We start from the raw sequence: 1,248 nt of genomic DNA, 5'->3' as shown, positions 1-1,248 counted from the left end.
ACGCCCAGATCGGTGATGATGCGATTGACCACGCCCACGCCGGTCAGCGGCAGGTTGCATTGCTTGAGGATCTTTTGCGAGATGCTGCCGTCCTTGCCTTTGGCAACGTGCTCCATCAGCACCACCACGCGGCCCACGCCGGCCACCAGATCCATCGCGCCGCCCATGCCCTTGACCATCTTGCCCGGGATCATCCAGTTGGCCAGGTCGCCCTGTTGCGACACTTGCATCGCACCGAGGATGGCGATGTTGATCTTGCCGCCGCGGATCATGCCGAACGAGTCCGCCGAGCTGAAGAAGGATGAGCCCGGGATGGTGGTGACGGTCTGCTTGCCGGCGTTGATCAGGTCGGCGTCGACCTTGTCTTCGGTCGGGAAAGGGCCGATGCCGAGCAGGCCGTTTTCCGATTGCAGCCAGACTTCAATGTTGTTGGGGACGTGATTGGCCACCAGGGTCGGCAAGCCGATGCCGAGGTTGACGTAAAAACCATCCTGCAATTCCTTGGCGGCGCGTGCTGCCATTTCGTCTCTGGTCCATGCCATTTGAGTTCTCCTTATTTCGACACGGTACGTTGTTCGATGCGCTTTTCCGGCGCGGCGTTGACCACGATGCGGTGCACGAAGATGCCGGCGGTGTGGATCTGGTCCGGGTCGAGCTGGCCGACTTCGACCAGTTCTTCGACTTCGACGATGGTGATCTTGCCGGCCATGGCGACGTTGGGGTTGAAGTTGCGCGCGGTCTTGTTGAAGACCAGGTTGCCGGCCTTGTCGGCCTTCTGCGCCTTGACCAGCGAGATGTCGGCCACCAGCGAGCGTTCCATGACGTAGTTGGCGCCGTCGAAGTCGCGGATTTCCTTGCCTTCGGCGACCAGGGTGCCGACGCCGGTCTTGGTGAAGAAGGCCGGGATGCCGGCGCCGCCGGCGCGCAGTTTTTCGGCGAGCGTGCCTTGCGGGGTGAATTCCAGTTCCAGTTCGCCGGCCAGGTATTGGCGTTCGAACTCTTTGTTTTCACCGACGTAGGAGGCGATCATCTTTTTGATCTGGCGTGTGCTGAGCAACTGGCCGAGACCGAAGCCGTCGACGCCGGCGTTGTTGGAGATGGCGGTCAGATTCTGGACGCCGGAGTCGCGCAAGGCGGCGATCAGCGCTTCAGGGATGCCGCACAGGCCGAAGCCGCCGACGGCAATCGTCTGGCCGTCCTTGACGATGCCGGATAACGCGCTGGACGCGTCGGGATAGACTTTATTCA

At 61.7% G+C, this 1,248-nt stretch carries 2 protein-coding genes; both read right to left on the bottom strand.

All coding sequences use genetic code 11. From position 1 onward, the window contains the following. The coding region (locus AKL25_RS23555) for a 3-oxoacid CoA-transferase subunit B (protein WP_050480130.1) at positions 1 to 542 on the bottom strand (542 nt) is incomplete at its 3' end. 11 nt (positions 543 to 553) lie between these two features. Next, positions 554 to 1,248 (bottom strand): CoA transferase subunit A (locus tag AKL25_RS23550; protein WP_157050748.1); only part of this gene is annotated, 695 nt, incomplete at its 5' end.

This window comes from Herbaspirillum rhizosphaerae, from assembly GCF_001189965.1.
Taxonomy (GTDB): domain Bacteria; phylum Pseudomonadota; class Gammaproteobacteria; order Burkholderiales; family Burkholderiaceae_D; genus Herbaspirillum; species Herbaspirillum rhizosphaerae.
This window is presented reverse-complemented; position numbering and strand designations above follow the sequence as displayed.